We start from the raw sequence: 26,185 nt of genomic DNA, 5'->3' as shown, positions 1-26,185 counted from the left end.
ACCTATAACAGATAACCGACAACAGATGACAGAACTTCAACAAACCATAGAAAAAGCTTGGGAAGACCGTTCCCTTCTTTCCGAACCAGAAACCATCGTCGCCATACGCGAAGTAGTAAACCTTTGTGATGAGGGCAAACTGCGCTGCGCAGAGCCTGTTGCAGACGGTTGGCAAGTAAACGAATGGGTTAAAAAAGCAATCGTGCTCTACTTCCCTATTCAAAAAATGAAGACTTTGGAAGCTGGTATTTTTGAGTATCACGATAAAATTCCGCTAAAATCTGGTTATGAAGCTAAAGGAATTCGCGTAGTTCCGAACGCTGTTGCACGTCATGGTGCCTACATTTCTAAAGGTGTAATCTTAATGCCAAGCTACGTAAACATTGGCGCTTATGTAGATGAAGGTACTATGGTAGATACTTGGGCCACTGTGGGTAGTTGCGCACAGATTGGTAAAAACGTACACCTGAGTGGTGGCGTAGGTATTGGCGGCGTTTTGGAACCGCTACAAGCCGCACCCGTTATTATTGAAGATGGCGCTTTTATAGGTTCGCGCTGTATAGTTGTTGAAGGCGTTCGCGTAGGTAAAGAAGCTGTTTTGGGTGCTAACGTGGTCCTTACTGCTTCCACAAAAATTATTGATGTTACTGGTGAAAAACCTATAGAAGTAAAAGGATATGTTCCCGAACGTTCCGTTGTTATACCTGGAAGCTATACCAAAAAATTTCCTGCTGGCGATTACCAAGTGCCGTGTGCGTTGATTATTGGGGTGCGGAAGGAGAGTACTAATTTAAAGACTTCTTTGAATGATGCGCTTCGGGAGTATGGGGTTGCGGTTTAAAGACTGCATTTTATAAAGTTAAAATAATATAGCTTTATATAATGGGAATAAATGAAACTGTTGCGTATATCCACATTTTAGCCACAAGCTGAAAAAAAATTACAATGAAAAATAATGAATAGAATAATACTAATTGGTAATGGTTTTGATTTAGCTCACGGTTTACCGACTTCATACAATAATTTTCTTGAAGATTTTTGGACACAAACCGTTAAGAATGTACAGAAATTTGAAGGTAAAGAAATTTATGAAGATGATTTTATTTCTATCAAAAATGTTCCCTCTGTATGGATACCCGGCTTTAAATATAATGATTTTAAAAGAAGTATTCAAGGTGGGAATACTAGTATAGAGTTTAAAAATATATTTTTAGACAAAATTTCCGAGAAAAGTTATATCCAAAACTGGGTTGATATTGAAAATGAATACTATCAATTATTAAAAAACTGTTTTAGTGATACAATTAATAATAATTATTCTATAAAAGAATTAAATACGGATTTTTCAAAAGTCAAAGATTTGTTAGGAGCTTATTTATTGAAAGTGGAACTTGATTTTGATAAAAACATTTCAGCAAATGTTTTTAGAACAAGGAATAGAATTCAGGAAATAATAAATTCGATTTTTAATTTAAGAGATTTTTCTGAAAGTTCGATAAAACATAAATTGGATATAGAATATGAAAATTATAAAGTCATCTCCAAAAATTTAATAGAAAAAAACATTACCCATAACGATTTATCAGAAAAGAATTCTTCTCTAATGACAGTCTTGAGATATAACGCATCCATTGAAGAATTGAAAAAATTTATTTTATCAAAAGATGCAAATCGGTTTTTCGATTTACTACCAGATAATACACTGTTTTTAAACTTCAATTACACTTTTACCGATACACTATATAAACTTCCAGCATCAGATGAAAAATGGCTTGGAAAATCTTTTGAATATTTGCACATTCACGGAAGTAATAGAAAAGAAGATAACAACCCTATAATTTTTGGATTTGGAGATGAGCTCGATGAAGATTACAAAAGCATTGAAAGACTAGATAACAACGACTATTTAGAAAACATTAAGTCAATAAAATATTTAGATACAGACAATTATAAAAAGCTACTTGAATTTATAAATAGTGGTAATTACCAAGTTTTTATGATGGGACATTCTTGTGGAATCTCGGACAGAACTCTTTTAAACACGATATTTGAAAACGAAAATTGTGGATCTATAAAAGTTTTCTATCACGATAAAGGAGAGGGCAAAAATAATTTTAGTGAAATAATAAAAAATATATCTCGCAATTTTAATGACAAAACCTTGATGAGAGACAGAGTTGTTAATAAAACATATTGCGAACCACTAAACTGAGAAAAGCCTGTTGCTAACACGAGTTTAAATGTTACCGCCTCCTCCGCAACTTCTTACTATTAACCTTCTTCTGAAACTCCCTACTATAGTGCAACATCAGCGCATAAGTGCCATCAACAGATTTGTTATAAAGTTCGGCATATTCCTGCGCCATCACTTTCATCATTGTTTTTGAAAGCCATAACCTTCTAAAATTGTGCATCCGCGCATTAAAATCCATCGGTTCAAAACGCATTCGGTTTAAATCAATTAAATAGAATTCGTAGGTATCGTTACCGCGATCCACGATCAGCGTATTTCCTGGAGAATGATCTAAAAAATTCACGCCATTTTCATGAAGTTTAAAAGTGAATTGCGTAAACTGACGTAAGATTTCGTTTCTATTTTCAAACTTCGGATTGTGTATTAATTCCCGGAAATCAAAATCATAATTCACGTGTTCACTTACATAGAAACTTTCTTTCAAACCACCTGAAAAGACTTCTAAATATGCCACGGGGAAAGGAGTTTTTATTCCAAAATCAATCAACTTTGAAGCATACTCAAAAGACCGTTTCGCTTTACTTTTCCTAAGAAATTGATACACCAAAGACTGAAATGCATTCGGTGTCTTAAATTTTTTAATATTGAAGAAAGTTTCCTCAATCTGTACCTTTTTTATAACATTGCGTTCCCCTTTTGTAACATATTCCCCTTTTTTTGAAAAATTATGAAGCACATCCGTTAGCTTTGCTGCTAAGTGGGAATAATTTGGATGAATTACAAAATTCTCGTGCATTTATAAAAAAGATATATTCTAAAAAGGTATTTTGCGAAGGTAATCCATTAAAATTCTTGCCCCAACCCTAAAGGGAGGAATTTTAAAGACAGCAATATTCCCCCTTTGGAACAAGGGTATCTTCCCCCTTTAGGGGGCAGGGGGTTATCCTAAGTTTTGCGAAAGCAAGTTTTATGAAGAAAATACTCGTAATACAAAACAAAAGAATTGGCGACGTGCTCATCAGCTCCGTCATTGCCAATAATATAAAGAAGGTTTTTCCGCAAAGCGAAGTAACCTATTTTGTTTATGAATATACTTCTGGCGTTCTTGAAAACAATCCAAACATTGACCGAATTATCGCCGTAAAAGAAAAAGAACTAAAGAGTTATACCAAGCTTTTTCAGACTATTTCAAAAATAAAAAAAGAAGATTATGATATTATTTTTGATCCATATTCCAAACTACAAAGCAGGTTAATCTGTCTCTTTTCTGGTGCCGAATACAGAATCGGACTGAAACGCGCCCACAAAGAATTAAAACTTCCGTTTTACACCCATCCAATAAGTCATTTAGAACATCGCTCCAAAAATTGCGGGAAAGCAATTGAAGACAGAATCAATATGATAGCCTCGGTTTTTGAACTAAAAGAACCAGAATACGCTCCAAAAATTTTCCTAACTGAAGAAGAAAAACAATACAACCGAATTGATTCCCTCCAAAAACCAGTGATTATGCTAGGCATTTTGGGCAGCACGCCCCAAAAATCCATGCCGTATGAATATATGGTTGAAATAATCAATTATATAACCGAAAATTATCACGGTACGGTTCTATTCAACTACGCACCAAACCAAAAAGAAGAAGCGCAGAAGGTTTATGAAATGTGTGAAAACAAATACCAAATAAACCTCGACATTTACGAAGACTCTATCCGCGGATTTATAACATTAATGAACAAATGTGATCTCTTAGTTTCAAACGAAGGTGGAAGCGTTCACATCACCAAAGCACTTGACAAACCGACTTTCACGATTTATTCGCCTTATGTAAACAAAGAACATTGGTGCAGTTTTGAAGATGGAGATCACCACGATTCTATTCACTTATTAGAAGAAAAGCCTGATCTTTTCAGCAGCTTTACTTTAGAAGAAAGACGCAATATTGAAGAAGATCCTCACTCACTTTACAAAGAATTAACTCCAGAAATGATTCTTTCAAAACTGAAACCTTTTCTAGAACATCATCTTTCGAAGTTTTCTTCCTAATTCTTTAAAATTTCTTGCTTAGAAAGACTTTCTGGGTTTGCAGATTTACTAATCCCGTGTTCTGTCCAAACTAGCTTTTCCTGCTTTGTCACTTTTCGGATTGCTTTATTTTTCACAAACATTTCCTTAGTTACATAACCGCGTTCGTGATCCAAATGAAGCGTTACGGTGCTATATCTAATTTGCTGCGGCTTAATTCCGTAGTTCATCAAACGCTCACCCATTTCACGGTCTTCGCCGCCGTATTGCATACGTTCGTCAAAACCGTTTACTGCAAGCACATCTTTACGCCAACCAGAAGCATTATTTCCATCCCAAGTGGCGCTTGTTGGGGTGAAAGTGTTTAAAATATCTTCCTTCAAACCGTAGGAAGTAAGTTTATTTATTTTAAAAGTCTTTTTTAAGCCGTGCTTCAAAAGCCATTTCGCATTGAAACAGCGATGAGTTTCAATATCGTTTTTAGTGATTTGCTTCGAAATTTTCATCGACAATTTAAAATATCCAGCCGAAAGAAAACATCCTGGACGACTAAGCCCCAAATGTGTTGAAACCAAATCTTTTCGAGGAATACAGTCGCCATCAGTAAAAATCAAGTATTCCCCGTTTGAAGCAATTATGGCCTTATTCAAAATTTTTGTTTTCTGAAAACCGTGATCTTCCTGCCAAACGTGAGTTATATTTAATGAAGAATTTTCTTTGAAGGAATCAATCAAATTTTTGGTTTCTTGCGAAGAACCGTCGTCGGCAATCACAACTTCAAAATTTTTTTCAAGCTGCTGCTCAAAACCCCAAAGTGCCTTTTGAAGCCATTCCGGCTGATTGTAAGTGCTCACAATCACTGAAACATAAGGAGTTGTGGAAGCACCTTTCACAATACCGTAAGGCGTCCATTTAATTTTTTGGTCGCGGGTAAGTTTGCGAATAGCAAGATTCTTTTTAATGGACTCTTCGTTTTTATAACCACGCGGATGATCCAAATGAAGCACCACCGCGTTGTAGCGAATCTGCTTGCTTTTTATGCCCAAGTTGATCAAACGCTCTCCAAGTTCACGGTCTTGGCCGCCGTATTGCATCCGTTCATCAAAGCCGTTGATTGCCAAAATATCTTTCTTCCAACCTGAAGCATTGTGACCGTTCCAACTGGCATTGGTAGGCGTTAAAGAGTTTAAAAACGAAGCCTTCAGCGGACCGGAATGTAATTTGTTATTTTTAAAGGAAGAAGCCAATCCATTTTTCTTAAGCCAAGAAACATCAAAACATTTTTCTGTATAAATGTCTTCCTTGGTAATTTCTTCAGAAATATTCATCGGCAACATAAAATAACCGCCTGAAAGAAAATAGCCTTCCTCGCGATACTTAACGTGCTGTTCCACAAAATCTTTCCGCGGAATGCAGTCGCCATCGCTCATAATAATATATTCCGTATTGCACTGCTGAATGGCTTTATTAAGTATCTGCGATTTCTGAAAACCGTTGTCTTCATGCCAAACATGGACGATTGGGTAAAAAACCTCCGCTTCCATCCTATTCAGCAATTGCCGCGTTTCGTCATTGGAACCGTCGTCCGCAATTACCACTTCAAATTGCCTATATGTTTGATTATTATAGCCATACAAAACTTTCTTCAACCAGTCGGTGGAATTGTATGTACTTATAATTATGGAAGTGTCAAGCTGCTTCATCTGTGCAAAGATAAAGTTATTTATCAAGTTGGCTTAGGAAACAAAAAGTTGTAATTTCGAATAAAACAAAGCACCACGAATACACGAATGTTTTTATACATGCTATTCGTGAATTCGTGGTAAATCTAAATGCCGAAATTAACCGTAATCATACCAACTTTCAACGAAGAAGCCTATCTTGAAGATGCGCTTTTTTCAGTAGCATTTGCCGATGAAATAATCGTTATTGATTCTTTCAGCACAGACAACACACCTGAAATCGCGAACAATTACGCAACAAAGTTCCTTCAACGAAAATTCGATAATTTCTCAAACCAGAAAAATTCCGCTTTAAAAGAAGCAACTGGCGATTGGGTTCTCTTTGTGGATGCAGACGAACGCGTGACACATTCTCTGGAAGCCGAAATTAAGGAAACCATCCAAAACCCAAAACACGGTGGTTATAAAATAAACTTTCCACATTTTTATATGAACCGTTTTCTCTATCATCACAGCGATGATGTTTTGCGATTAGTAAAACGGGAAGTTGCCGCATTTTCTGGCTCTGTTCACGAGAAATTGCAATGTGAGGGAAGCATAGGAAAACTAAAAAACAAAATGCTCCATTTTACCTACAAAGGTTTGGACAACTATATTTCAAAAAAAGAATCGTACGCTTGGTTTCAGGCGCAACAGCAATTTGATAAAGATAAAAAAGCAACTTGGTTTTACTTACTTTTTAAACCAAGCTACCGCTTTTTTCGCTCCTTCATTTTAAAAGGTGGTTTCCGCGATGGCGTTCCAGGAATGACCGTTGCCGCTGTAAATGCCTACGGCGTTTTTGAAAGATATGTGAAGCTAATGTTGCTTCGAAAAGGGATGAGATGAAGTTGAATGATAAATGACGGATGCTGGATGACGGATGACGGATCTCGACTAAATTTTTTGAATCTGAAATCTGTCACCCTGAGCGCAGTCGAAGGGTTGAATTAGAAAAGTTTCCCGAATCTGATTTTCTGCCGAAACTTTAATAATGAAAACTCACCTTTCACATCAATTCGTTCTATTTCGAAAGGTTTTTTAAACGGAAAACTGTTTATTCGGTTACCAATTCGCAAACCAAAATGAATTCCATTTTGCTGAAGTATTCTTTTGAAAATTTCAAGTTCCGCTTTTTCCTTTGGAAATTTACCATACGGATAGGCCAAAGCAGCTGAAAAATTCAATTTATTTTCAAAAACAAATTCTACGCATCGACGAGTGTCCGCTTCTATTTCGGCATTAGAAAGCTCTGTGTATTTTTCATGATAAAAAGAATGAAAACCAAGCTCCACTATTTTTGAATCTAGTGATTTTAATTGCTCCAAAGTCATTATTTCCAAAGAAGAAGTATTCCAACTATCTGTTTTTCCAAGAAAATCAAGTGGAACGAAGAACGTGGCTTTTAGCTTGTACTTTTTCAGCAAAGGAAGCGCCAAATCTTTCTGGCTAACATAACCATCATCAAAAGTTATGACTATATTTTTTCCCTTCGGCAGCTCCTTCATTTCAAACACTTCCTTTAAATGAAAGGTTTTGTAACCGTTTTCAGCTAAATGTTTGAATTGCTTTTCAAGGTTTTCAACGGAAATGGTCAGCCCTTTTCCTTTTTCAGTGGTAATGTGATGATACATTAAAATAGGTAGCTTCGCCATAACAGTTTTCAAATTTATCCCTGTAAAATTATTACTTTTACGCAAACTACAACCCATTTTTGGAAAACCCTGTAAAAATTACCGCAATCGCAATTACGCTCAACGAAGCGCACAATATTGAGGCCTATTTAAAGAGTCTTTGGTTTGCGGATGAAATTGTTATTGTAGATTCTTTCAGTAGTGATGAAACTGTTGCTATTGCTTCAAAACACGAGAAAGTTACAGTTTATCAGCGTGTTTTCGACAACTTTTCTGTTCAAAAAAACTTCGCCATTTCAAAAGCTAAAAATGATTGGGTTACTTTTTTTGATTTGGATGAAGAGATAACTCCCGAGCTAGCAAACGAAATAATTGAAACATCCAAAAACCCAAAAGCAATAGCTTATTTCGTAAAGCGCGATTTCTATTTTATGGGGAAACGCATTAAATACAGCGGTTTACAGAATGATTACGTAGTGCGTTTTTTCAATAGAAATCATTGCGAATACAACGCAAATTTGGTGCACGAAACTTTAGAAGTTGAAGGCAAAAGTGAAAATTTGAAAAACACTTTGCCGCACCACACCTACAAATCTTTTGACGATTACACAGCAAAAGCACACCGATATAGCGCATTGCAAGCACAAATGCTTTACAAAAAAGGAAAGAAACCGAACTACTACCATTTTCTGTTCCGACCCTTTTATAGATTTTTAAATCAGTTTATTTTTAGATTGGGAATTTTAGATGGCAAGGAAGGTTTTGTTTTGGCGTATGTAAGTGCTTTCTCGGTATTTAAAAGGTATGTGAATCTGTGGCTTTTGTATCGGAAGATTGATTAAAAAAGTCTCCCTTTGAAGGGAGATATAGAGAGATGTTTACAAGTATTTATCAATCCCCTTTTCACACCATTTACTTTTTTCGACAAGTGCTTTCTCCTGCAAAGTGTCATTAATTTCAAAACGACTTTGGTCTTTCACTTTGTGCCAAATATGGTAAACAATCCCGCGATAACGCAGTCTTCTACCCAAAACACCATTGTGCATCATCCGTATGATTAATTCTGAATCCTCTCTCCCCCAGCCTTCAAATTCTTCGTTATAACCATTTACCGCGACCACATCTTTCTTCCAAAAGGAAACATTGCATCCACGCATTTTGTCTGAAACTTCATCGGTGTTTTTGTAAAGGTTGCTCAACGCTGGAACACGTAGATTTCGGGTTCGCTTTTTAATGCCTTCAGCAAAAAAGTTGAATTTTATCTTTTGTGAAGCGAATAACTTCGGAAGAAATTCCTCTTGAATATTCACCCGACTTCCAAAAAGATACACATTGGGGTGCGCCAAGGCTTTGTGGTCGCGCACAAAATCCTTATGCATTATGCAATCGCCATCCACTTGAATTATGTAGTCGCCTTTTGCAGCTGCGATGGCTTTGTTCAAAATAATTGCTTTCCTAAAACCTTTATCCTCGTGCCAAAAATGATGGATTGGAACGATTAATTTCTTTTGAAAACCTTCAATTAAATGTTTTGTTTCTTCAGAAGAACCGTCATCTGCAATTAGAATTTCGTCAGGTTTTTCTGTTTGAATATGCAAACTCAAAAGCACCAATTCCAATGCTTCTGGCCAGTTGTATGTTGAAATTAATAAGGAAGTTTTCATCTGTCTATAATATTTGTTTTTTAAAGGACATATGGAACATCCAAATAGTTATTTTGCTGTATATTAAAAATATTATAATGAATGTTTCATTTAAAAAGATGTTTAAAATATTGTCCAATATTCTTTTTAAACAAAAAGAATGACGTTGGATGCAACTCTGGTTTTTGGTTCAACCGTTGCTTTATTTCCTCCATATCTTTTGAACCAATATAATCCAGCGTTTTCCAACCTTCGGGTTGCAGATAGAAAAAATCTTGCATTTCTTTATAATTATCTTTGTTCACCGAGCGCCATTTTTCAACATATTTTTCAATATCAAAATCTTTTGAATGTCCCCAATTTGTTAATTTGGTCATTAAATCCTTCTCACTTCTAGAAATACACTCGTGCATCAAAAGATTATCTGTATAAATTATTCGCTTGCGGTTTTGGCGCGCGAATGTGTATTTTGGATAGTTGGTGGCGAGCAAAACCTTTGTAGGATTATCTACATAAAGTAAACCATCATCGGTGTATTTGTACATATTTATCAGAAAACCCGCAATCTGAACTGGCGTTTTCTCAGGATTTTTAAGAAAACTATCATACTTCCGAAGTGTTTTTACAAATCCTTTAAAATCTATAAAATATTCATCCGCATCTACTTGCACCAACCAGTTACCAACGCCCATTTTTTCTGAAAGTAATGTGCGTTCACGCGTATCGTTTTCTATCGCTGAAAGTTTAGGAATGTAAAAATCCTCTTTGTAAATCTGAATTTTATTTTCGGTATCAAACTCTTTCAACCACTCGTAAAATGATGGTGAAACCTCAAACTTTTCGCCAGACCAGGTTCTGTATTCCTTGTCTTCGGCTATAAAAATTGCATCAGCTTCTTTATAGACTGGCGGAATAGATTTTTTTAGGTTTTCATAATCGTAAGAAAGCAAAAAGCCAACGTGAATTTTTTTAGACATACCTTTGCAATGGTTAGATGTTTCACAAAAATAGCCTATTTTTAAAGCCTTTGACAAACCAAACTGATTAAATTTTGGAAAAAACAACTTCCGCAAAACCGCTTGTTTCGGTCATAATTCTTAATTATAATACTTTTCAATTAACCTTGGATTGTGTGGCTTCGATTAAAAAATATACGCCTCACGATTTTTCTGTGGAATATATAATTGTAGATAATGCATCCGCAAACAACGAAGGGGTTTCACTTGAAAATACATTTCAAAATACAAACGATTGCAAAGTAGTGCGAAGCCAAATAAACCTTGGTTTTGGCGCTGGAAATTTGCTTGGAGCGCAAGAAGCCTCTGGAAATTATTTCGCCTTTATAAATAGTGACGTACTTTTTATAGAAAACTGTTTTTCTGAAATGATTTCATTTATGAAAAGCCGCACAGACGTTGGCCTTTGCGGAATTCAAATACTTAATGGCGAAGGTAAAAAAACTATTTCGCATCGTCCTTTTGAAGGGGTTCGCTACAAAATATTAGGAAGAAAACTTTTATATAAAACAGATTCAAAAATCGTTAAAATAAATGCTGAACTAAACGCTCCAACCCAAGTGGATTTCGTGATTGGCAGTTTTTTATTTTTCAACGCAAATGCTTATCGTGAATGTGGAGGCTTCGACCCTAATATTTTTCTATATTACGAAGAATTCGACCTTTGTTATCGTTTAAAAAATCTTGGTTACAAAACTGTCTTTTTGCCAATTCTAAGCTATATTCATTTAGAAGGAAAAAGCGCTGGCAACAGATTGCTAGAGAAAGAACATTTGATTTCCTATTTATATGTGGTTCGAAAAAATCTTGGGTATTTTAAATTTTGGACAATTAAAAACTTCTTGTTGTTTACCTATTTTTACAAAGCACCTTTTAAACCGAAGTATCGAGTATTACTGAATTTTCTGCTTTTTCGAGGTGAAAGTTTGTCGCATTCTTTGAGGCACAGTCAAAAACAGCTTGAGAAAACTGATAAGATTTAAGAGAGCGAAGTAACTTAATCTTCCGCAACCTGATAAACCAATCCAAGTAATCTTTTAGTTTTCATAAACCATTTTTGAAAAAAATATGGTTTATATTGTCTTCTCAAGGTTTTGAGAAGTTTGTATTGTTGGTCGCGCTTTCCGCTTTCTTCATAAGCCGTAAAACTTTGGGATTCTTTGGAAACGATTCTGTAATAACAGCTGCGTTCTTCAACAAAACTAACAGTTTCCTTCATATAAATTGGAAGCAAAAAAAGGTAATCTTCCGCCAATTGAAGCCGTTCCTCGAATTTTAAATCTAAACGTTCAATCACTTCTCTTGTAACCACAAAACTATGAATTGTAATAAAATTGTCTTTATAAAAGGACAACTTGTCTATATATCTTTCCTCAAAAAGTCCTGGTTTAGGTTGTCCTTTTTCATCAACAACATTTGCAATACAAAACGCTAGATCGGTTTTCTCTTTTTCAATAGCTAAAATTAAATTTTTATAATGATTCTCCGCAACATAATCATCATCATCCAAAAAAGCGATATATAATCCTTTAGCAGCTTCAAGACCCAAGTTCAGGTTTTTAGAACGTTCATCTTCATCGGTTTTGTTCTGAATAAATTGAATTTTTCTATATTCCCAAACTGCTGAAACTTCACTTTCAATTTTTTGAAATAACGCATCGTCCGTTCCTTGAAACACTACGATTAACTCAATATTCGGATAAGTATTGCGGAAAATACTATCTATCGCTTTTTTAAGCAATTCCATATCCTTACCCATTGTTCGGACAATGACACTTAGTAGCTTATTCATGGTTTCGGACAAAATAAAAATTGTTTAGTTTGGTTTAAGGCAACAAAACTAGGAAATATAAAAACAACCGTTCGTTTTCAAAATTCAAAATCAATACCTTCGCAATAACTTAATTTTGAAATTCAGAACTATCAAACGAACTTCGAGATTAACAACCAAAGAAATTACAATGCACATTTTAATAGTCGATTGGTCTGGCCCAATTCCCGCGCTAAAATACGGAGGAACGGAACGTGTTATTTGGGGGCTTGGGAAATGTTTAAACGAACTTGGCCATAAAGTAACTTTCTTAGTTCCAGACGGTTTTACTGGCGATTTTGCCGACAGCATCGCACTAGACCATACCAAAAGTCTCAACGATCAAATACCGGAAAATGTTGATATTGTACATTTCAATTACCCACCGAGACAGTCTATAAATAAGCCCTACATTATAACAATGCACGGCAATCCGAAGCCAGACGAACACATAGACCCCAACACCGTTTTTATTTCAAAAAACCAAGCAGAACGTCATAATTCTGACGTTTTCGTTTATAATGGCTTGTATTGGAAAGATTACGGTACGCCAGATTTAGATAAACCGCGAACCTATTTCCATTTCTTAGGAAAAGTATCCGTAAGAGTAAAAAACGTATTCGGAGCTGCTAAAATTGTTTTAAAAGCGAAAGGAAAACTAATGGTGATGGGTGGCGAACGTTGGACTTCTCGCAATTTTACACGTGGTTTCAAATATATTTTAAATCCAAATATCACTTTTTTGGGAATGTTAGACGATGCTGAAAAAATGAAGGTAATGGAAAAGTCCAAAGCCTTAGTTTTTCCTGTGGAATGGCACGAACCTTTTGGTTTGGTAGTTATTGAAAGCCTTTATGCAGGTTGCGCCGTGTTTTGCTCTACAAATGGTTCGCTGCCTGAGTTGTTAACTCCAGAAGTTGGTTTAGCATCCAATGATTCTAATAAATTGGCAGAAGCACTTCGAAATTTTAAATATGACCCAAAACGTTGTAATAGTTACGCAAAGGAACATTTCAACGCCGAAAAAATGACTTTGAAATATATAAAACTATATAAAAAAGTTATTGCTGGAGAACCACTTCACACCCAAAACCCTACCTATCAATCAGAGAAGAATCAAGTAAAATTAGTATCATGACGAAAGAAGAAATAGAAGAAATATTGACCATCCTAAAAAGAGGCGGTCTCATCCTCTACCCTACAGACACCGTTTGGGGAATAGGTTGCGATGCCACCAATCCAGAAGCGGTGGAAAAAGTTTTTAAGTTGAAAAAAAGAAGTGACGAAAAATCGTTAATCTGCTTGGTGCACGATTTTAGAATGCTCAACGAATATGTTGAAAACGTGCCAGAAGTAGCTTATGATATTTTGAAATACGCCAAAAAGCCAACCACAATCATATACGACGATCCAATCCGCGTTGCAATAAATATTATTGCAGCAGATAATTCTCTTGCAATTCGCGTAACGAAGGATGAATTCTGTAAAAAACTAATACAACGATTTCGAAGACCACTCGTTTCTACCTCGGCAAATTTTTCTGGCGAAAAAACTCCACAAAGCTATGCCGAAATAGACCCTTTAATTTTGGAAGGCGTGGACTATGTTGTAAATTTGCACCACGATAAAAAATCAGGAAAACCATCGGCGATTATAAAGTTGAAAAATGATGGTTCTGTGAAAGTTATTCGGAAGTAAAAAATGTCACATTACACAACAGCGCTTCAAAATCCATTATTTAAGACCATCTCCAAAGCATCCCAGAACTTAAATTTGGAAAGCTATGTAATTGGCGGATACGTACGCGATTTCCTTTTAAAACGTGGCGAGGCAAAAGATATTGATATAGTTGCCGTTGGAAGCGGAATTGACTTAGCTGAAGAAGTTTCAAAACTCCTTCCTGGAAAACCAAAAGTCTCCGTTTTCAAAACCTACGGCACCGCAATGCTAAAAAGCGGCGGAGTAGAACTTGAATTTGTTGGTGCCCGAAAGGAATCCTATTCCGAAGAAAGTAGAAATCCAGCCGTGGAAAACGGCACTTTGGAAGACGATCAAAACCGAAGGGATTTTACCATAAACGCTTTGGCATTAAGTTTAAGCAACGATAATTTTGGCGAATTGTTAGATCCGTTCAACGGCGTTGAAGATCTTCAGAAAAAAATAATCCGAACGCCTTTAAATCCAGACATAACGTATAGCGACGACCCATTGCGGATGCTTCGCGCCATTCGGTTTGCAACGCAATTGGATTTCATAATTGAAAAAGATTCGTTGGATGCTATTATCCGAAACGCGGAACGTATAAAAATTATTTCCAAAGAACGGGTTGTGGATGAACTGAACAAAATTCTGCTTTCAGAAGTGCCTTCAAAAGGATTTGCGCTTTTGCACAAAACAGGCTTGCTACCTTTTATTTTGCCAGAATTGGTAGCATTGCAAGGCATTGATGAAAAAGAAGGACAAACGCATAAAGATAACTTTTGGCATACGCTGGAAGTGGTTGATAATATTTCAAAAGCCACGGATGACGTTTGGCTTCGCTGGGCGGCATTGCTTCACGATATAGGCAAAGCACCAACCAAACGATTTGATAAAAAACTAGGTTGGACCTTTCATACTCACGAATTTGTGGGTGCGAAAATGGTTTATAAGCTTTTCAAACGCTTAAAAATGCCTTTAAACGATAAGATGAAGTTCGTCCAAAAAATGGTTTTAATGAGCTCCCGCCCTATCGTTTTGGCAAGTGAAGTTACTGATAGTGCCGTGCGCCGCTTGATTTTTGATGCAGGCGAATATGTAGAAGATTTAATGACGCTTTGCGAAGCAGACATCACGACGAAAAACCCTAAGAAGTTTAACAAATATCACGCTAACTTTCAGTTGGTACGTGATAAAATCGTGGAAGTAGAAGAACGCGATCAAGTTCGAAATTTTCAGCCGCCAGTTTCTGGGGAAGAAATTATGGAAACATTCAATCTAAAACCTTCCCGCGAAATTGGTCTTATAAAAGATGCCATCAAAGAAGCAATTCTTGAAGGTGATATTCCCAATGAATATGAAGCGGCAAGAGAGTTTATGTTGAAAAAAGGGAAAGAGATTGGGTTAGTCCCCCTAACCCCAAAGGGGAAAATGAAGATTGGATCTAAAAAATAATTCGTGAATTCGTGGTAAAAAAACCACCACGAATTCACGAATAAAAAACATATATAGTGGCAAACAAAGACAACAAAAAAGTAATCTACTGGCTCCTAGCAGGATGTTTCCTGATTTTTGTAATGGTAGTTGTGGGCGGAATAACACGCCTCACACATTCTGGACTTTCAATTTCTAGTTATAAACTTATTTCTGGCACGCTTCCTCCATTAAATGAAGCGCAATGGATTGCGGAATTTGACCATTACAAACAATTCCCCGAATATCAAAAGCTGAACAATCACTTCAGTATGCAGGATTTTAAGGATATATATTTCTGGGAGTGGCTGCATCGCGTACTTGGAAGACTTTTGGGCGTGGTTTTCATAATTCCCTTTTTCTATTTTCTTCTGAAAAAGCAACTCACCAAACCCACCATTAAAAAAGCCATAATTTTGATGTTTTTGGGAGGATTCCAAGGATTTCTGGGTTGGTATATGGTGAAAAGTGGATTGGTGGACCGACCGGATGTAAGCCATTATCGACTTGCCATGCATTTAACTACTGCTTTTATCACTTTCGCCTATACATTTTGGGTGGCTATGGATTTGTGGTATCCTGTGAAAAAAGAAATCAATAAACACATCCGAAATATAATTCGTTTTGGATTAGCAATTCTACTTATCCAGATTATCTGGGGCGCTTTTGTTGCAGGACTTGATGCTGGACTAATTCACAACCATTGGCCATTGATGAACGATGGCGAATGGATTCATGAAACCGTTTACACAGAACAAGTTCCTCTTTGGAGAAATTTTGTTGAAGGCAGAAGTGGTGTTCAATTTTTTCACCGATATATGGCTTATGCAGTAGTCGCAATGATATTTTTCATTTGGTATAGAACCCGAAAATTGCAACTAACCCTGCCGCAGAAAAACGGAATAAATATATTATTGATTCTGGTTTTAGTGCAATTTACTTTAGGAGTTTTCACCCTTATCCTCCATGTACCAGTAATTTTAGGCGTTTTGCACCAAGTAACAGCGTTTTTCTTGCTTGCTGCAATGACTTTTGTATTGCACCGTTTTTCAAAATAAAACAACAGCTAAACTGAAAACTGCAACTGAATAATGAACACTTTTTAATAACTTTGCAGACCAAAAATTTTAGAAAAATGATTTACCGTTTCAGAATAATCCTCGACACTCACGAAGACGTTTTCCGCGACATCGAAATAGAATCTTCAGCCACTTTGGAAGATTTTCATAATGCCATCACGCAATCCTTTGGGTTTGATGGGCAGGAAATGGCTTCTTTTTATACCACCAACGAATTATGGGAAGAAGACGAAGAAATTTCCCTTTTTGACGTAAGCGATGAGCCAGGTGGCGTCCGTATTATGGGCGAAACCTATTTGGAAGATGTGGTTGACAAAGAAGACACACGACTATTATATGTGTACGATTTCCTAAATATGTGGACTTTCATGGTTGAACTGGCCGATATTTCCGAAATTGAAAGCGGTCAGATTTATCCAAATTTAATGTACTCCCACGGAGAAATTCCCGAAGAAGCTCCTGAAAAAGAATTCACTTCAGAACCAATTGATGGCGATGATGATGACGATTTTGACGAAGAATTCGACCTAGACCCAGAAGATTACGACAATCTAGATTTTGACGAAAACTGGAATTAAAAAAGTTTTCAGTATTCAGTATCAGTGGGCAGTCTCACTACTTTCTAACTCAATAATAATTAACTTTTAACTTTAGACACTTTACAGTCTTTAGGCACTTAAAAATATGATAAACCTCTTTAGTACCCACATCGAATCCCTTTCCATCCACCGCGTGGGTAACAAAAGTAGAAATGAAGCGATTTTTCTTTCTGCGGAACCTTATAAAACTAACGATGAGCTTACGCCATTGTTGAAAGAATTTTTTCTGAAACCTTTTCGCGATAAAGAAGAAAACTATTTTAAATTTTCACACGAAGCAGATTTAGAGTTTCATGAACTGTTCAATAGCACTACAAAAATATTTGACAATCCGGAAAATATTCACGACGAGAGCCGCAAAATTGCAACTTATCTTTACAATCAATCCGAACATCCACACATCAAAAGTGGCGAAGTTTACATTGCATATCTTGAAGGCGTACAATTGGACAACATAAAAATGGATGCCATCGGAATTTTTAAAAGTGAATTGAAGCAGGATTTTCTTCAATTTTCTGAAGAAGGAAATCAGCTGGATGCAATGCTTCAGCACGGCGTTAGTTTAAACAAATTGGACAAAGGCTGTCTTATTTTCAATTCAAATAAAGTGGAAGGATATAAAATTCTTTCTGTTGATAGTAACCGTTATGACGCACGTTATTGGCTGGAAAGTTTTCTAGGCGTTGAAGCGCTTGCGGATGATAATTTTCACACTAAAAAATATTTAAAATTCTGTCAAGATTTCGCAAAAGATGTTGTTTTGCCTGCTGAAGACAAAAAGCAGGAAGTAATGTTTATGAATCGCGCCGTAAACCATTTCGCTAAAAATGACACCTTTGAAGAAACGGCTTTTATGAACGATGTGATAGATAACCCTGATTTATTGCCAGAGTTCCGTCATTATAAAAGTGAAAAAGCACCTAAATATAGCATCGAAGATTTAACCACGTTTCCTATTGCCAATACAGCAGTTACCGCAGCAAGAAAGAAAATTAAAAATGTAATAAATCTGGATACAAACATTCAAATAAAACTAGATTTCATCAATCCCGAAAGCGCCGAAAAGTTTGTTGAAAAAGGTTGGGATGAAGAAAAGCAGATGTATTATTATTTGGTGTATTTCAACAAAGAAGAGAAGAGTTAGTGTTCAGTATTCAGTCGCAGTTTTCAGTAGGCGCGCGATTTATCGCGCGCCATATCTAATCAATAAATCATGAAAATAATAGGTTTTATTTTTTTGTTCATCACAGCTTTCACATTTAATTCCTGCAATATAGATAAATGTGATTATGATTGTTCAACCGGCCCTTTGAGCTTAAATTTTGAACTTTTGGACAAGGTAACGGGCGAAAACCTCTTTACCAACACAACTTTTAATCCAGCAGATATAAAAGTTTTCGATTTGGATAATAATAATTCTTTAGTACAATTTACTTTCTATGCTGAAAATGACAGAAATACAATCGGCCTAGGGCCTTTTGGGTGGGGAACTAATATTGCAAACTATCTTCTAAAAGTAGGAGAAACTACAATTTTCGCTTTACACGTGGATGCTGAAAAGGTTGATGGAGAATGTTGTTCAAATGTTGTTTTGAATGAATTAACCCTTGAAGGAGCAGATTTTTCACAGAATATGGAAAATGGCGTTTATGAGGTTTTGGTAGAATTGTAAAAACTCAGAGCGGCGGCGATAGAGACGCACGGCCGTGCGTCTAACATCCTAAAATAGAATTAAAATTCATAGAAACAAATGGTGTTTAATTCCCAACTTCGCTGATAAATTTAATACGGTACAAACGCAGTTCCTCTTCGTCATAATCGCCATCAAATTCTTCTAAGGCTTCTTCAATGCTATCAGTTTTGGCTTCAAGGAAATATTCGTGAATTTCTTCCTGCTGGTCTTCGTCTAAAACTTCTTCCACCCAATAATCTATATTCAACTTGGTGCCGCTGTAAACAATGGCTTCCATTTCCTTTATAAACTCACGCATTTCAAGGCCTTTGGCATTAGCAATGTCTGGTAAGGCAAGTTTGCGATCCACGTTTTGAATGATGTATAATTTGAGCGAACTATTACTTCCTGTAGATTTCACTACGAAATCTTCTGGGCGGATAATATCATTCTCTTCAACATAATTTTGAATCAGTTTTAAGAAAGACTTACCATATTTTTTCGCTTTTCCTTCTCCTACCCCGTGAACGTTGGAAAGCTCCTCCATAGTTACAGGATATTTAAGCGCCATATCTTCCAAAGAAGGCTCCTGAAAAATTACGAATGGCGGCAAATCTAAATCGTGTGCTACCTTTTTAAGTTCTGCTTTTAAAATTTTGAAAAGGTTTACGTCCAAAACCTCACCTCCTTTATTTGCCGAAACAATCACGTCATCATTGGCGTCTTTAAAGGAATGGTCTTCCGTCATCATAAACGAAGTTGGTGATTTTATGAACTTCTTCCCGGCATCTGTTAAATGAATGACTCCGTAGGTTTCTATATCCTTCTTTAAAAATCCAGCTACCAAAAGTTGACGTAACAATGCCATCCAATAGGCGGAATCTTGGTTTGCACCGGTACCAAAGTATTGTTGGGCATCGGTTCTGTGGGACTTTATGAGGGCGTTTACTTTCCCTACTAAAACGTTTACAACCTCTTTACTTTTATACTGCTCGTTGGTTTTGGAAACTACTTCTAATAGCAGTTTTGCATTATCTTTTGCTTCGTGTTTCTTTTTTGGATAGCGCATATTATCATCCATCATTCCGCCATCGCCAGTTTCATTGTCAAATTCTTCCCCAAAATAATGAAGAATAAATTTTCTTCGGGACATAGAAGTTTCAGCAAAACCAACCACTTCCTGTAAAAGAGCGTGTCCAATTTCCTGCTCGGCAACGGGTTTGCCGCTCATAAATTTCTCGAGCTTTTCAATGTCTTTATAGCTATAAAAAGCCAGACAATGCCCTTCGCCACCGTCTCTTCCGCCGCGACCTGTTTCTTGGTAATAGCTTTCAATGCTCTTTGGAATATCGTTGTGAATTACAAAACGAACGTCTGGTTTGTCTATCCCCATCCCAAAAGCTATGGTTGCAACAACCACATCTACGTCTTCCATCAAAAACATATCTTGATGTTTTACGCGGGTTTTACCGTCTAGACCAGCATGATAAGGCACAGCTTTTATACCATTCACTTGCAATGCTTGCGCGAGTTCTTCTACTCTTTTTCTGCTTAAACAGTAAATAATTCCAGTTTTACCTTCGTTCTGTTTTACGAAACGAATAATGTCTGAATCTACATTTTTTGTTTTCGGCCTTATTTCATAGTACAGATTAGGACGGTTAAAGGATGCTTTAAAAGTATTGGCATCCTGCATATTAAGATTTTTCAGTATATCCTCCTGCACTTTTGGAGTTGCAGTAGCCGTAAGTCCGATTATTGGAATATTGTCCCCAATACGCTGAATAATACTTTTTAAGTTTCGGTATTCTGGTCTAAAGTCGTGGCCCCATTCGCTGATGCAATGCGCTTCATCTATGGCCATAAAAGATATTTTCTGGGTTTGCAGAAAATTAACGTATTCTTCTTTGGTGAGGGATTCGGGAGCAACGTAAAGTAATTTCGTAATGCCGCTGGCAATATCTGCCTTTACGTTTTTAACCTCTGTTTTGTTGAGAGAAGAGTTTAAAACATGAGCAATTCCTTCTTCAGAAGAAAGGGCTCTCAAGGCATCCACTTGGTTTTTCATCAAGGCAATAAGTGGCGAAACCACAATTGCGGTACCTTCCTGCATAAGTGCGGGAAGTTGGTAACAAAGGGATTTTCCACCGCCTGTGGGCATAACCACAAACGTATTGTTACCTTGAAGAATGCTTTTTATTACTTCTTCTTGCAGGCCTTTAAAGCGAGTAAATCCAAAATATTTTTTTAGCGCTGCGTAAATGTCAGTCTCTGCCACGTTATATGGGGTTTTATGTTCAATTCAGTTTTAGTCAACAATACATTGTTTTACAGATTAACAGTTGTAATTTTGCAACCGTATTAAGTTGACTGCATCTTAAAAGATAGAATCTATATTTAATAAAGCTGAATTTAAGTTTAATTCACTTCTAAATATACTAATTTCTGAAACAGTTACAAACATTCAAAAGCATTAAAATTTTGAACAAGCAAGACAGGATTATTTCCATAGCCAAAAACACCATAGAAACAGAGAGTAAAGCCATTGCAAATCTAGCCCATTTGGTAGATCAAGAATTTTCGGGCGCGGTGGAATATATTTTTCATTCCAAAGGAAGAGTTATAGTTACCGGAATAGGCAAAAGTGCCAATATAGCCACGAAAATCGTTGCAACTTTAAACTCTACTGGAACTCCAGCAATCTTTATGCACGCCGCAGATGCAATTCACGGCGACTTGGGGACAATTCAAGAAAGCGATACGGTTATCTGCATCTCGAAAAGTGGAAACACTCCCGAAATAAAGGTTCTTGTTTCACTTATAAAAGCCATCGATAATAAATTGATTGCGATAACCGGAAATCGAGATTCCTTTTTGGGACTTCAAGCAGATTTTGTGCTCAACGCTTATGTTGAAAAAGAAGCCTGCCCCAATAATCTCGCGCCAACCGCCAGTACTACAGCACAGTTGGTAATTGGTGACGCTCTGGCAATGTGTCTTTTAGATCTACGAGGATTTTCAAGTAAAGATTTTGCTAAATTTCATCCGGGTGGTTCTTTGGGAAAAAAGTTATATTTACGCGTTAGTAATCTTACATCTTTGAATGAAAAACCACAAGTAAGCCCAGACACAGACGTTAAAAAAGTGATTGTTGAAATTTCTGAAAAAATGCTCGGTGTAACCGCTGTTGTGGAAAACGATGAAATTGTAGGTATAATTACAGACGGCGATTTAAGACGTATGTTAACGAGAACCGATAGCTTTACAGGCTTAACCGCAAAAGACATTATGACCAAGAATCCCAAAAGAATAGGCAACAACGCCATGGCTGTTGATGCCATGGAAATGATGGACAAATACGGTATAACTCAAATTCTAGCCGAAGAAAAAGGTAAATATTGTGGCGTGGTACACATTCATAATCTCACCAAAGAGGGAATAATTTAATGAAGAAAAAGAAAAACGATTCCCCAGAAAAAGAAATGTCCTTTTTGGACCATTTAGAAGAATTACGCTGGCATCTTGTGCGCTCTACGCTTGCAGTTTTAATACTTGCTGTTATAGCATTTATCTTCAAAAGATTTATTTTTGATGTCCTTATTTTTGGACCTTCAAAACCAGGTTTCATAACTTATAGTCTGTTCTGCGATATTTCGCGCTCTTTGGGATTGGATACCTTCTGTTTTCAGGAAATGCCCTTTAAAATTCAGAGTAGAACGATGGCTGGGCAGTTCTCGGCGCACATGTGGACGTCCATTTATGCCGGAATTATCGTCGCTTTTCCCTATATTTTATATGAATTCTGGAAATTTATCAGTCCCGGATTAAAAGATAAAGAACGCAATTCCAGTCGCGGGTTTATAATCATCGCTTCTTTTCTTTTCTTTATTGGCGTATTGTTCGGGTATTATCTTATTACGCCTTTATCTATAAACTTTTTGGGAAGTTATCAGGTAAGTGACGAAGTTATAAATCAGTTTGACCTAGATAGTTATATTGGCTTAGTACGGACTTCCGTTTTAGCCTGTGGAATTATTTTTGAACTACCTATATTAATGTATATTCTCACAAAAATTGGGGTGGTAACGCCAGAAATTCTTAAGAAATATAGAAAATTTGCATTGATAATTGTTTTGGTTCTTTCTGCAGTAATTACTCCTCCAGACATAGTAAGCCAAATAATCGTGGCGGTTCCGATTCTTATTCTTTATGAAGTGAGTATTAGAATCTCAAAAATTGTAATCAAAAATCAGTTGAAAGAGGAAAAGCGGAAGAAGAAAGAAGCAGCAAGAAATTAGTAGGCTCGCGATTTATCGCGCGCTCCAAATTATAAAAGCATTGTCACATAAATGACTACAACGAATAATTAATATATTCGTGCATTAATGGTAAAAAACATAAAAGCCCAAAAAGCATTCGTGTATTCGCGGCAAAATTTCAACCCAATGATATGAAGCTAAAAGCCGAAAACCTCATAAAATCATATAAAGGCCGAAAGGTTGTTAAAGGTATTACCGTGGAAGTGAACCAAGGAGAAATCGTTGGCTTACTTGGCCCAAATGGTGCTGGTAAGACCACTTCTTTTTATATGATTGTTGGACTGATTAAACCCAACGGCGGGAATATATATTTGGAAGGAACAGAAATCACCAAATACCCAATGTACAAACGCGCTCAAAACGGTATTGGTTATTTAGCACAGGAAGCCTCTGTTTTTAGAAAGTTAAGTGTTGAAGACAATATTTTGAGCGTATTACAACTTACCAAACTTTCCAAAAAAGAACAACGCGACAAAATGGAACTACTTCTTGAGGAATTTGGTTTAGGCCACATTCGCAAAAGTCGCGGTGATCTTTTAAGTGGTGGTGAAAGACGTAGAACCGAAATTGCTCGCGCCCTTGCGACCGACCCACATTTTATTCTTCTCGATGAACCTTTTGCAGGAGTAGATCCGGTGGCAGTTGAAGATATTCAGCGCATTGTAGCGCAACTTAAAAACAAAAATATCGGTATTCTAATTACCGACCACAACGTACAGGAAACGCTCGCAATTACAGACAGAACTTATTTAATGTTCGAAGGAAGCATCCTAAAACACGGAATTCCCGAAGAACTCGCCGCAGACGAAATGGTTCGAAAAGTATATTTAGGACAAAATTTTGAACTTCGTAAGAAGAAGTTGGAATTTTAATTCCAAGCGGGAAATTAGCATTTATTTTTTGACCACGAATACACGAATTATTGTATAAAAACATTCGTGTATTCGTGATCAACTATTTATTTCGGCGTTTTCCAAAACACAGAAAGCAATATGTAAAGCAGAATAATAAAAGGTATCGCCAAAAACTTCAGCAGTACTAAAAGCACCACGCAAAGTATCAAAAACACATAGCGAACGACATTGCTTTTAAAATCCCACGTTTTAAATTTTAGTGCGAAGAGCGATATTTCAGCATTTAGGAGAATACAGCTTAACAATGTCATTCCAATCAAAAACCATTTATTGAGAATGATGCTTTCTGCAAGTTCAGAATATTGGAAATGCAAAATTAGCGGTAAACTTAATATTAATAATGTGTTAGCGGGAGTCGGAAGGCCTATGAACCCAGAAGTTTGCCGTGTATCTACGTTAAATTTTGCTAAGCGATAAGCCGAGGCTATTACAATCATCAATCCTATAAGCGGCAGATAGTTCTTGATTCCCACATTCCACCCTTCAGATGAAAATGTTTCCGTTAAAGTTTGCATATGCCCAAAAAAGGATAGATTCAACAGTTGATACATAACGATTCCCGGTGCTACTCCACTCGTTATAACGTCTGCTAAAGAATCCAATTGAAGCCCAACTTCACTTTGTGCTTTTAGCAACCGAGCAGCAAGACCATCAAAAAAGTCAAAGAAAATTCCGAGGAATACAAAAAAAGCTGCGGAAATCAAATCGCCGGAAACTGCGAAAAGAATGGCTACACAACCACAAAGAATATTTAGAGAAGTGATAATATTTGGAATTTGTTTTAGCATACTTCGTTTGTGTTTTAGCTTGCGTTCCTTCGGCTTCGTTTAGGAACCGACTCCGCAAGTTATAAATCGATTCAATCGAGCGGTTTAGGCTTGTTTTCAAAAATAATTATAGACTATTTTGTAAAAATAGCAAAGTATTTCCGTCCAAAGCTATCTAAACACAATATGTGCATAAATTTATAGTTTAGTATTTTGTAAAATAGTGTCATATTTGCCCAAAATTTCAAGCTTGAAAGAGAAAATTTTACTCCTTCTTATATTATTAACGGCTACGCTAAGTGCGCAGACCGTGCGAAAATATTCCAACGAATTTATGAACATTGGCGTAGATGCCGCTGCATTCGGTATGTCCAACGCAGTAACGGCTTCTTCTGGCGATGTTAATTCTGGTTATTGGAATCCAGCAGGTCTTGTAAATCTTGAAGACAAACAGATTTCGTTAATGCACGCTTCCTATTTTGCCAATATTGCCAATTATGATTATGCCGCTTTTGCAATGCCGCTTGATGATAAAAGCGCCGTCGGACTTTCGGTAATTCGTTTTGGGGTGGATGATATTTTGAATACCACGCAACTTATTGATGATGAAGGAAATATTCGTTACGACCGTATTAGTAAATTCTCAACAGCAGATTATGGCTTTACGTTTTCTTATGCCAGAAAACTACCGCTGGACGGCTTAAATTACGGTGTAAACGCAAAAGTAATTCGTCGTGTTATTGGCGATTTTGCTTCTTCTTGGGGTTTTGGCTTGGATGCCGCTGTTCAATTTAGAACAGAAAAATGGATGTTTGGTGTTATGGCAAGAGATATTACTACCACCTTCAACGCTTGGAGTATAGATGAAAAAAAGTTTGCTGAAATACAAGGTGCGGTAGATGGTGAAAACCAAGAATTGCCTGAAACTACTGAAATTACCATTCCGAAACTACAATTGGGAATGGCACGTAAATTTGTTTATCACTATGACTTTACACTCTTAGCTGAAGTAGATTTAAACTTCCGTTTTGCGGAAACCAATGACGTTATTTCCACTTCCTTTGCGAGTATTACGCCTTCCCTCGGACTTGAATTTGCATATATAGATATGGTTTATGTTCGTGGTGGAGTTGGCAATTTTCAAAATATAAGACAGCTGGACGGTAGCGATTCCGTAGGCTTTCAGCCCAATATTGGTGTTGGATTTAGATATAAAGGCATTCAAGTAGATTACGCTTTAACAGATATTGGCGACCAAAGTGCAGCGCTTTATTCCAATGTATTTTCGTTGAAACTGGATTGGGAGATTTTTAGATGACGGATGTTTGGTGACGGATGTTTGATGATGGATGACAGATGATTATCAAGATAATTTTGAACCAAGACAGCTTTAAACAGGACAAAAATTAAACAAGACTCAAGACGGTTAAGATCTGAAATAGAACTCCTTTTGAATGTTGAATATTGAATCAAGAAGAAAGAGAAACAGGACTCAAGACAACTAAAATATTATTTTAACCTTGAATTTTGAACATTGAATCTTAAATTTTAACCTGTCACCCTGAGCGCATCCGATAGCTATCGGATCGAAGGGTTGAAACAAGAAACTAGAAACCAGAAACTT

The 26,185-nt window shown here is 36.6% G+C and carries 25 protein-coding genes and 1 pseudogene; 17 read left to right on the top strand and 9 right to left on the bottom strand.

Annotated elements, in window-relative coordinates:
• The first annotated feature begins 25 nt into the window (after window positions 1-25).
• Together AEQSU_RS11285 and AEQSU_RS11280 are read left to right on the top strand one after the other, a co-directional pair.
• Window positions 26-841, top strand: a complete 816-nt coding sequence (locus tag AEQSU_RS11285) for a 2,3,4,5-tetrahydropyridine-2,6-dicarboxylate N-succinyltransferase (protein WP_042492454.1) — start codon at window positions 26-28, stop codon at window positions 839-841.
• Window positions 842-955: 114 nt separating this feature from the next.
• Window positions 956-2,212, top strand: a complete 1,257-nt coding sequence (locus tag AEQSU_RS11280) for an AbiH family protein (protein ID WP_014782994.1) — start codon at window positions 956-958, stop codon at window positions 2,210-2,212.
• A 31-nt stretch (window positions 2,213-2,243) separates the two neighbouring features.
• Here AEQSU_RS11280 and AEQSU_RS11275 read toward each other — a convergent pair whose 3' ends face one another.
• Window positions 2,244-2,990: a lipopolysaccharide kinase InaA family protein gene (locus AEQSU_RS11275; protein WP_014782993.1), complete on the bottom strand. Its 747-nt coding sequence runs from the start codon at window positions 2,988-2,990 to the stop codon at window positions 2,244-2,246.
• A 173-nt stretch (window positions 2,991-3,163) separates the two neighbouring features.
• Between AEQSU_RS11275 and AEQSU_RS11270 the strand changes: the two genes are divergently transcribed.
• Window positions 3,164-4,237: a glycosyltransferase family 9 protein gene (locus AEQSU_RS11270; RefSeq protein WP_014782992.1), complete on the top strand. Its 1,074-nt coding sequence runs from the start codon at window positions 3,164-3,166 to the stop codon at window positions 4,235-4,237.
• Here the strand turns inward: AEQSU_RS11270 and AEQSU_RS16915 are convergent.
• Together AEQSU_RS16915 and AEQSU_RS16910 are read right to left on the bottom strand one after the other, a co-directional pair.
• A complete protein-coding gene (locus AEQSU_RS16915) occupies window positions 4,234-5,070 on the bottom strand; it encodes a glycosyltransferase family 2 protein (RefSeq protein ID WP_342626287.1) in 837 nt (278 codons plus the stop codon). The two genes, AEQSU_RS11270 and AEQSU_RS16915, sit on opposite strands and share 4 nt — an antisense overlap.
• A gap of 33 nt (window positions 5,071-5,103) precedes the next feature.
• Window positions 5,104-5,919 (bottom strand): annotated as a pseudogene (locus AEQSU_RS16910) (glycosyltransferase family 2 protein); the annotation flags it as partial.
• A 129-nt stretch (window positions 5,920-6,048) separates the two neighbouring features.
• Here AEQSU_RS16910 and AEQSU_RS11255 point away from each other — a divergent pair.
• On the top strand, window positions 6,049-6,786 hold the full coding sequence (locus tag AEQSU_RS11255; RefSeq protein WP_014782990.1) for a glycosyltransferase family 2 protein: 738 nt from the start codon (window positions 6,049-6,051) through the stop codon (window positions 6,784-6,786).
• A gap of 101 nt (window positions 6,787-6,887) precedes the next feature.
• Here the strand turns inward: AEQSU_RS11255 and AEQSU_RS11250 are convergent, their stop codons facing one another.
• Window positions 6,888-7,592 (bottom strand): polysaccharide deacetylase family protein, encoded by a 705-nt coding sequence (locus AEQSU_RS11250; protein WP_042492448.1) that lies wholly within the window; start codon window positions 7,590-7,592, stop codon window positions 6,888-6,890.
• A gap of 59 nt (window positions 7,593-7,651) precedes the next feature.
• On the opposite strand from AEQSU_RS11250, the gene AEQSU_RS11245 reads away from it, so the two are divergent.
• Window positions 7,652-8,413 carry a glycosyltransferase family 2 protein gene (locus AEQSU_RS11245; RefSeq protein ID WP_014782988.1) on the top strand — a complete coding sequence of 254 codons (762 nt, stop codon included), beginning with the start codon at window positions 7,652-7,654 and terminating at the stop codon, window positions 8,411-8,413.
• Window positions 8,414-8,449: 36 nt separating this feature from the next.
• On the opposite strand, the gene AEQSU_RS11240 is transcribed toward AEQSU_RS11245, so the two are convergent.
• Window positions 8,450-9,235 carry a glycosyltransferase family 2 protein gene (locus AEQSU_RS11240; protein WP_014782987.1) on the bottom strand — a complete coding sequence of 262 codons (786 nt, stop codon included), beginning with the start codon at window positions 9,233-9,235 and terminating at the stop codon, window positions 8,450-8,452.
• Window positions 9,236-9,321: 86 nt separating this feature from the next.
• Window positions 9,322-10,191 carry a hypothetical protein gene (locus tag AEQSU_RS11235; RefSeq protein ID WP_014782986.1) on the bottom strand — a complete coding sequence of 290 codons (870 nt, stop codon included), beginning with the start codon at window positions 10,189-10,191 and terminating at the stop codon, window positions 9,322-9,324.
• Between the two features lie 74 nt (window positions 10,192-10,265).
• On the opposite strand from AEQSU_RS11235, the gene AEQSU_RS11230 reads away from it, so the two are divergent.
• On the top strand, window positions 10,266-11,213 hold the full coding sequence (locus tag AEQSU_RS11230; protein WP_014782985.1) for a glycosyltransferase family 2 protein: 948 nt from the start codon (window positions 10,266-10,268) through the stop codon (window positions 11,211-11,213).
• A gap of 14 nt (window positions 11,214-11,227) precedes the next feature.
• On the opposite strand, the gene AEQSU_RS11225 is transcribed toward AEQSU_RS11230, so the two are convergent.
• Window positions 11,228-12,022 carry a glycosyltransferase family 2 protein gene (locus AEQSU_RS11225; RefSeq protein WP_083834445.1) on the bottom strand — a complete coding sequence of 265 codons (795 nt, stop codon included), beginning with the start codon at window positions 12,020-12,022 and terminating at the stop codon, window positions 11,228-11,230.
• Between the two features lie 169 nt (window positions 12,023-12,191).
• Here AEQSU_RS11225 and AEQSU_RS11220 point away from each other — a divergent pair, with 169 nt between their 5' ends.
• The 7 genes from AEQSU_RS11220 (at window position 12,192) to AEQSU_RS11190 (ending at window position 18,561) form a co-directional block, all read left to right on the top strand.
• A complete protein-coding gene (locus AEQSU_RS11220) occupies window positions 12,192-13,178 on the top strand; it encodes a glycosyltransferase (RefSeq protein ID WP_042491936.1) in 987 nt (328 codons plus the stop codon).
• Complete coding sequence (locus AEQSU_RS11215) at window positions 13,175-13,738, top strand: L-threonylcarbamoyladenylate synthase (protein WP_014782982.1); 564 nt, start codon at window positions 13,175-13,177, stop codon at window positions 13,736-13,738. The genes AEQSU_RS11220 and AEQSU_RS11215 overlap by 4 nt, the downstream gene beginning before the upstream one ends.
• 3 nt (window positions 13,739-13,741) lie before the next feature.
• Window positions 13,742-15,193 carry a CCA tRNA nucleotidyltransferase gene (locus AEQSU_RS11210; RefSeq protein ID WP_014782981.1) on the top strand — a complete coding sequence of 484 codons (1,452 nt, stop codon included), beginning with the start codon at window positions 13,742-13,744 and terminating at the stop codon, window positions 15,191-15,193.
• 56 nt (window positions 15,194-15,249) lie between these two features.
• Window positions 15,250-16,269: a COX15/CtaA family protein gene (locus AEQSU_RS11205; RefSeq protein WP_014782980.1), complete on the top strand. Its 1,020-nt coding sequence runs from the start codon at window positions 15,250-15,252 to the stop codon at window positions 16,267-16,269.
• A gap of 77 nt (window positions 16,270-16,346) precedes the next feature.
• Complete coding sequence (locus AEQSU_RS11200) at window positions 16,347-16,868, top strand: IS1096 element passenger TnpR family protein (RefSeq protein WP_014782979.1); 522 nt, start codon at window positions 16,347-16,349, stop codon at window positions 16,866-16,868.
• Window positions 16,869-16,974: 106 nt separating this feature from the next.
• Complete coding sequence (locus AEQSU_RS11195; protein ID WP_014782978.1) at window positions 16,975-18,033, top strand: nucleoid-associated protein; 1,059 nt, start codon at window positions 16,975-16,977, stop codon at window positions 18,031-18,033.
• 69 nt (window positions 18,034-18,102) lie between these two features.
• Window positions 18,103-18,561 (top strand): hypothetical protein, encoded by a 459-nt coding sequence (locus tag AEQSU_RS11190; RefSeq protein WP_014782977.1) that lies wholly within the window; start codon window positions 18,103-18,105, stop codon window positions 18,559-18,561.
• Window positions 18,562-18,646: 85 nt separating this feature from the next.
• Here AEQSU_RS11190 and AEQSU_RS11185 read toward each other — a convergent pair whose 3' ends face one another.
• Window positions 18,647-20,839 carry an ATP-dependent DNA helicase RecQ gene (locus AEQSU_RS11185; RefSeq protein ID WP_014782976.1) on the bottom strand — a complete coding sequence of 731 codons (2,193 nt, stop codon included), beginning with the start codon at window positions 20,837-20,839 and terminating at the stop codon, window positions 18,647-18,649.
• A gap of 203 nt (window positions 20,840-21,042) precedes the next feature.
• On the opposite strand from AEQSU_RS11185, the gene AEQSU_RS11180 reads away from it, so the two are divergent.
• The 3 genes from AEQSU_RS11180 (at window position 21,043) to lptB (ending at window position 23,752) form a co-directional block, all read left to right on the top strand.
• The gene (locus AEQSU_RS11180) at window positions 21,043-22,008 is read left to right on the top strand and encodes a KpsF/GutQ family sugar-phosphate isomerase (protein ID WP_014782975.1); all 966 of its coding nucleotides are present in this window, start codon (window positions 21,043-21,045) and stop codon (window positions 22,006-22,008) included.
• Entirely contained in the window at window positions 22,008-22,859 is an 852-nt protein-coding gene (gene tatC / locus AEQSU_RS11175; RefSeq protein ID WP_014782974.1) for a twin-arginine translocase subunit TatC, read from the top strand. The genes AEQSU_RS11180 and tatC overlap by 1 nt, the downstream gene beginning before the upstream one ends.
• Window positions 22,860-23,011: 152 nt before the next feature.
• Window positions 23,012-23,752: an LPS export ABC transporter ATP-binding protein gene (gene lptB, locus AEQSU_RS11170; RefSeq protein ID WP_014782973.1), complete on the top strand. Its 741-nt coding sequence runs from the start codon at window positions 23,012-23,014 to the stop codon at window positions 23,750-23,752.
• A gap of 86 nt (window positions 23,753-23,838) precedes the next feature.
• On the opposite strand, the gene AEQSU_RS11165 is transcribed toward lptB, so the two are convergent.
• Window positions 23,839-24,582: a CDP-alcohol phosphatidyltransferase family protein gene (locus tag AEQSU_RS11165; RefSeq protein WP_014782972.1), complete on the bottom strand. Its 744-nt coding sequence runs from the start codon at window positions 24,580-24,582 to the stop codon at window positions 23,839-23,841.
• Window positions 24,583-24,811: 229 nt separating this feature from the next.
• Here AEQSU_RS11165 and AEQSU_RS11160 point away from each other — a divergent pair, with 229 nt between their 5' ends.
• On the top strand, window positions 24,812-25,879 hold the full coding sequence (locus tag AEQSU_RS11160) for a putative type IX sorting system protein PorV2 (protein ID WP_042492445.1): 1,068 nt from the start codon (window positions 24,812-24,814) through the stop codon (window positions 25,877-25,879).
• The last annotated feature ends 306 nt before the right edge of the window (window positions 25,880-26,185 follow it).

Origin of the sequence: Aequorivita sublithincola DSM 14238, assembly GCF_000265385.1 — a bacterium.
Lineage (GTDB): Bacteria > Bacteroidota > Bacteroidia > Flavobacteriales > Flavobacteriaceae > Aequorivita > Aequorivita sublithincola.
This window is presented reverse-complemented; position numbering and strand designations above follow the sequence as displayed.

Coding starts and splice junctions, on each gene's coding strand:
- AEQSU_RS11195 (WP_014782978.1), top strand. CDS start 16,975: ATGATAAACCTCTTTAGTACCCACATCGAATCCCTTTCCATCCACCGC.
- AEQSU_RS11165 (WP_014782972.1), bottom strand. CDS start 24,582: ATGCTAAAACAAATTCCAAATATTATCACTTCTCTAAATATTCTTTGT.
- AEQSU_RS11225 (WP_083834445.1), bottom strand. CDS start 12,022: ATGAATAAGCTACTAAGTGTCATTGTCCGAACAATGGGTAAGGATATG.
- AEQSU_RS11275 (WP_014782993.1), bottom strand. CDS start 2,990: ATGCACGAGAATTTTGTAATTCATCCAAATTATTCCCACTTAGCAGCA.
- AEQSU_RS11220 (WP_042491936.1), top strand. CDS start 12,192: ATGCACATTTTAATAGTCGATTGGTCTGGCCCAATTCCCGCGCTAAAA.
- AEQSU_RS11270 (WP_014782992.1), top strand. CDS start 3,164: ATGAAGAAAATACTCGTAATACAAAACAAAAGAATTGGCGACGTGCTC.
- tatC (WP_014782974.1), top strand. CDS start 22,008: ATGAAGAAAAAGAAAAACGATTCCCCAGAAAAAGAAATGTCCTTTTTG.
- AEQSU_RS11235 (WP_014782986.1), bottom strand. CDS start 10,191: ATGTCTAAAAAAATTCACGTTGGCTTTTTGCTTTCTTACGATTATGAA.
- AEQSU_RS11250 (WP_042492448.1), bottom strand. CDS start 7,592: ATGGCGAAGCTACCTATTTTAATGTATCATCACATTACCACTGAAAAA.
- AEQSU_RS11285 (WP_042492454.1), top strand. CDS start 26: ATGACAGAACTTCAACAAACCATAGAAAAAGCTTGGGAAGACCGTTCC.
- AEQSU_RS11210 (WP_014782981.1), top strand. CDS start 13,742: ATGTCACATTACACAACAGCGCTTCAAAATCCATTATTTAAGACCATC.
- AEQSU_RS11255 (WP_014782990.1), top strand. CDS start 6,049: ATGCCGAAATTAACCGTAATCATACCAACTTTCAACGAAGAAGCCTAT.
- lptB (WP_014782973.1), top strand. CDS start 23,012: ATGAAGCTAAAAGCCGAAAACCTCATAAAATCATATAAAGGCCGAAAG.
- AEQSU_RS11215 (WP_014782982.1), top strand. CDS start 13,175: ATGACGAAAGAAGAAATAGAAGAAATATTGACCATCCTAAAAAGAGGC.
- AEQSU_RS11190 (WP_014782977.1), top strand. CDS start 18,103: ATGAAAATAATAGGTTTTATTTTTTTGTTCATCACAGCTTTCACATTT.
- AEQSU_RS11280 (WP_014782994.1), top strand. CDS start 956: ATGAATAGAATAATACTAATTGGTAATGGTTTTGATTTAGCTCACGGT.
- AEQSU_RS11200 (WP_014782979.1), top strand. CDS start 16,347: ATGATTTACCGTTTCAGAATAATCCTCGACACTCACGAAGACGTTTTC.
- AEQSU_RS11240 (WP_014782987.1), bottom strand. CDS start 9,235: ATGAAAACTTCCTTATTAATTTCAACATACAACTGGCCAGAAGCATTG.